Here is a 5,333-nt window from a genome sequence, read left to right on the forward strand (position 1 = left end):
CCGTGGCGATGATCCGCGATTTGTATCGCACTGAAGTGTCGTTCTATAACGAGCGCTCAAAAGCCGACGCGAATCTGGATCAAGCGCTGACGGTCATGAAGACTATCGAGGATCCGTCGCTGGCGGACGCCGGCGGGGTCCTGCTTTTCCTGGATGCCTGCAAAAAAATACCGGAACTTTCGCCCACCGCGCAGCTGGAGGCGGACAAGACCTATTATGCCGCGACGCGGGAGCGATATTTCCTGCCAATTAATTTGCTTGCTTCAGCGACCGCACAAATTCTCAATAGCCTTGGCGCCTCCAAGATTGGTGGCACCGTGCTATTTGGCCTTTCCGGACTTGCCTACATGGGCCAAGCGTATTGCGACTGGAAGCAAGGGGAGAGCGAGAAGCACAAGGCAAAAGACCTCATGGTGTTTGCCAAAAAATGGATAGAGAGTCTCGACAACGACCTGCTCAAAAATTGGCGAGCAGCGAATCCCGAGAACGACTCTTTGTGCGATGTCTTGCTACATCATATGGAACGCATATCGGGGCAGCAAGGTCTCGAAGTTGCTGGCGGCATCGCACGCGAGATCAAGGCTGGCGCCAACGTGGTCAGCGCAACCGGCTCGCTGAGCGTGGCCGCGTTGCTGCAAATGAGAACGGCCTACAAGCCATCTCCAGCCAACGTGGTGGGTACATTCATCTCCGCCGCGTCAACGACCTACATGGCATTTACCGCGACCAAAATGTATCGGCGTGGCGATGCGCTCGTCGATAGCAAACATCGGCGCGAAGACACCCGTTTGCTGGAGGCAATGTTCAGCCTGGACGATGTAAAAGACATGATGGGAGGCAGGAACCAAAAAGTGATCCTTCAGGTGCCTGCAGGCATCTACGATGAGCAAACAGGGTTCCAGACCACCCGCCGTGAAGTTTCCCCGTCCACTAACGAACATCTTGCTGTGGGCGTGATAGCCCACCAACTGGCATGGCTCATGGATCCCAAACTGGCTATGCCGGAAAATCCTGGTGAAATATTGAACGTCCTCCAGCATGTGTGGAAAATGCCGCCAATCGAGCTATGGGCAATGTTGATGGTCGCCAAAGGGATGCAGGATGATCAGCGCAGGCTCGATTTCTTGAGGCACCGCTTGGCGCCCTTGTTCAAGACCGACTATCCGCTGATGGCCGATATCCAGCGTGCGGCTCCGTTGCCGGCGGAGGTATTGGTCGATCGGGCGATCCACCATGTGTCGCAGCAAGAATCCTTCAAGTCCAAAATTGACGGATCAGGCTACAGCAACAGGAACAGCCAGAAACATATTCGCTTGGCCAAGAGCCTTTACGAGGAGTTGATGGCAGATGGATTTTTCAACAAATTCAACGAAGACGACTTCGTTGCGGCGGTCGATCAGGTCTGGTCGCAACGCAGGGAAGCGACGGGGACTTACCCGGCCAAGGCCAAACTCTACCAAGTTCGATTGGTTGCCGACCATATCCTAGGGGCCCGCGAGCAGTGTGGGGTCGACATTACAAGGAAAATGCGCAGGACCGATGCTGCCTTGCTACGAGAGTATTTCAGTGAGGATGAGGTCAGCGGACTCGGGGAGCAATTACGCTTGTACCTGAATGCACAGGTACTCATCGATCGCAAGGCCCGGGCTAATGCTGCATTGAATTTGTCACGCATGCCCTTGGTGCAGCGCTTGATCCGCGAGTCTAAATCGGACGACCCAGGAGAGAGCCGTCTGTTTTCTGCGCTGAAATGCGGCGACGATATCAAACCGATCCTGGATCGTCTGGACGTTGATCCGGCGATCGAAAACGTGGATGACCCGGATGACATCATCATTACGCTGTCGGATTCAGACGACTTCGAAAGTGACAGTGATGTCGATAATGGGTTTGGCCGGGACGCGACCCTCGTGATCAATATCGAGGGCATGCTCAACGGGAAGTCAGGCGGGGTCAGCGATGACTCCGACACCGACACCAGGATCAGTTCTGAAGATTCGACGAGCAACAGCGCGAGTGCGGCACCGATATTTACGCCACGAAAGCGCGGCCGGCTAGTGCAGCGCATCTTCGACAAGGAGGCGTTGCGCCGGGACAAGCTGATGGGTGAGTTCGAGAATGCCTTGACCAATAGAGGAAACGGTGGAGATGACGTGCCCGACGTGCTCTCATCATTGGCCAATTCCTCGGCCGATGCCGACCAAAGTCACATGGACGACAGGTATTAGCGTTTTACTTGAGAATCAATCAGGGCGGCAGTTTTATCCTGCGTTGAAAGCCTCGATTTCTTGCGAAGTCGAGGCTTTTTTTTGCTGGCACGGCCTGCTAATGGGGCGCGTTTCCCCGGCAGTCTGCTGCCACATTTTGAGTATCGCCGTGCCCGCCTTTTATTCATCCACCTTCCACCTTGCCTGAATTGCCCTGCCATATCTGGAACCAAAATGCTGTGCACCAGCACTGAGCCTGTGCTTTACAAATCATCTATTTGATAACAGGGGATCGCGATGCTAATCCAGGACTACGGGCAGTTGCTCAACGACGTGGCGGCAGCCTTCGGTGTCGATGCCGAAAAGCTTCAAAAGAACCAGACCATCGATATCAATGGCATTGAGGTCAGGCTGGCCTGCCTGGAGCCGTCCAGGCTGTGCCGGGTGCAGGTACTGCTGGGCCGCCCGGCCAACACCACCAGGGCTGGCCTGCGCTGGATGCTTGAGTGTAATAGTGACGCCAGCATGGATCTGTTGCCAGTTCTGGCGATTGATCAGGTGTCTGGAAACTTGATGCTGTGCTTGCATATTCCCCTTGTTGAGCCCGGCGCTGCCGATATGCTGATCGACTTCCTGACGCAGGAACTTGATGTATTTTCCCATTATTGGCAGGTCGGGCTGACGGCGAGCGGAATGAACTTGCGCGCCGCATCCAGTCTTGATCCGATCGCTTTGGCCTAGGAGGCAACATGAGCACAACAAGCCTTCAGGCCGCTCGCGGCATGCCCGTAACCCGGAATTTGACTACGCCAAATCCAAAGCATGTCGTCATTGACATCACGCCGAGTTACGACGCGTCAAGCGATAGCGATGTCGATGACCAGGATGGGTCGAACGATTACGATAATCGTCGCAGCGATGCGCGTAGCCGCAACGATTCTCGCGAGAGCAGCCGGCGCAGCGCCAGCCCAGGAGACTCCGATAGTGATTACGATTATGAACACGATCACGATGAGGATGAAGCCAGCAGCGATCGAGCGGAAAAAACGACCGAAGAACGCGACAGGAATCAAGCGAGGAAAAACCAATTCGACAGCAAGAATCAGCACCGCAGGAACATTGAATCCGACTGTGACGACGACGGCAACGGTTTGAGCTTAAAACCAGAGACGGGCAGACGACGCGAAAGAATCGACGAAACTGGTGACGACAGTGATCACAACACTGGCCATGCGAGCCGGCCCAGCATGGGTCGCGCCGACACTGTAAAGCGGCACCGTGAGCCAGAATCCTCGTACTCGTCATCGGGAGACACATCAAGCAAGGTGTCGACAGAGGAGTCGGAGTCCCTCAATGAGGGGATGTCCGCTCAATCGTACAAGTACAACAGAAGTGGCGACGACGAGAGCCTTGGCGAGCGGCCGCTTTCGTCGAAAGTGAAGATTACGGATGCCGCGAAAAAAATCCCGTCCCGTGAGTTGGCGGAATTCTTGGGCTTTGCCGATGCAGTGTATGAGGCCTACGAAAATGCCGACAAGGCGCTCAAGGACGCGCTTGACCATGCCGATGAGCTGGATAAAGCGCGATGGGAGCCCAGGTGGATCAAGCGCTGGAACGACATCACGACGGCAATGCGCGAGCGTTTTCGCCCGGGCAAGGAAAAGGGGCCAAACCTGATCAGTCCGATTGTGCAGTCAAGGGTCTACTATGGATGGGCTTTCCTGAGTCTGTTCCGGCTTGCATCCTATAGCGCACTGCTCGCACAGAAATTGGTGGGCGAAGACTCGGTGCTGGTGCGCGAACCAGCCTGCTCAATCACCAGAATGTCGGCTGCCGTGCCGACCGCTTTGGTTGCCGTGCCGGCCTCGATTCATGCACTGGTCATGTTCCGGGACTATCTGAATGGCCAGTCCCGGTACTGGAATTCGATGGCGCAAGCCTGGGCCCATGTGGATGGTGCGCTTGACTACGTCAACAGTGAAACCTCCAGCAAGGCCAACAGCATGCACTGGGAAAGCTTCATGTCGGCATGTCGGAAAAATCCCTACTTGTCAAAGGATTCCAAGCTTGAACAAGTCAAGGCGAGTGCATCGGTCCGGCGCGATTGCATTGTCATGCCGTGCAATATTGCGCTCTCGATTTCGGCGCAACTCGGCCTGATTCTCGGCGCGCCGGCAGTCATGAGCGGGGGCTTGCTGGCCGGTTCTGGCATGGCATACCTGGCGCAGGGCTATTTCGACCGCAAGCAGGGGCTTGATGCAGAAGCGCCGCGGGCTCATTCCCAGATTGACACGGCGAGGCGTCGCCTGACACAGCTGCGCGGTGATAGCCGGGACGAACGGTATCTGGCAGCGGCAAAAAGATGCTTTCGGAGCCACCAGCGTGTGCTGCGCTCCAAGCAGACGCGCGAGTTGTGGGGGGCGTGGCTGCGGGGTTATATCAAGGCCAATGCCAATTTCATGATTGGCCTGGTGTCGCTTGGATTTGGCACCTACTTCGTGGTGAATGCGGCGACGTCGCCGCCGTCCGCGGCCGCCAATGCGACGCTCGCTGTCAATGGTACTGACATCACTGACACGGATTCATCCAATTGCTACAACAACGCGTCTTTTTCGTCCACGCTGCTTTCCAGCGCCGGAACGCTGATCGGCATGGCGGCCAATGCGGTTGGCTGCGGCTATTATCCGTTGACCGGCATCAAGGTCGCAGGGCGCAGCGCCAACGAAAGCAAGGCGCTGCAGCGCGCAGCACAAGTTTTCATCGCATGGTGTGACGAAGATGAGCTGATCGAAATGATTGAAAAGGATGAAGGGCTGACCCTGCATACGCCGAAGGGGAAGTTCAGTGAAGCGGGAGGGTGGTCGTCCGTTAATAAAAAGGCGGTGTTCCCCGCCGATAACGAGTACATCGGACTTCACTTGGTTGCGCAACGAATCATGGAGGAGCTGGATAAGCCTGAATTCGATGATCAATGCCCGGTGTTTGAGTGGTTGCGGCAGGAGGCCAAGATGCGCCAGACCGATATGCGCAGCATGGTCCAGATTGCACGATCCACAGCACGAGCGCGGCGTCTGGATGCGATCAAGCTCAGGTTGGCGCCGTGGGTGGGAACCGAGTTCAGGCTGT

At 56.1% G+C, this 5,333-nt stretch carries 3 protein-coding genes; all 3 read left to right on the top strand.

Features of this window, described 5'->3' with window-relative positions:
* Positions 1 to 2,228: hypothetical protein (locus tag Q7T64_RS06390; protein ID WP_304793011.1), on the top strand; the 2,228-nt coding region annotated here is incomplete at its 5' end.
* Between the two features lie 276 nt (positions 2,229 to 2,504).
* Positions 2,505 to 2,948 carry a hypothetical protein gene (locus Q7T64_RS06395; protein WP_304793014.1) on the top strand — a complete coding sequence of 148 codons (444 nt, stop codon included), beginning with the start codon at positions 2,505 to 2,507 and terminating at the stop codon, positions 2,946 to 2,948.
* Between the two features lie 8 nt (positions 2,949 to 2,956).
* On the top strand, positions 2,957 to 5,333 hold a 2,377-nt coding region (locus Q7T64_RS06400), incomplete at its 3' end, for a hypothetical protein (RefSeq protein ID WP_304793017.1).

It is taken from the genome of Lacisediminimonas sp. (assembly GCF_030645335.1).
Classification (GTDB): domain Bacteria; phylum Pseudomonadota; class Gammaproteobacteria; order Burkholderiales; family Burkholderiaceae_D; genus Lacisediminimonas.

What these genes read in the sequence shown, in the direction of transcription:
- Q7T64_RS06395 (WP_304793014.1), top strand. Translation starts at nt 2,505, where the DNA reads ATGCTAATCCAGGACTACGGGCAGTTGCTCAACGACGTGGCGGCAGCC.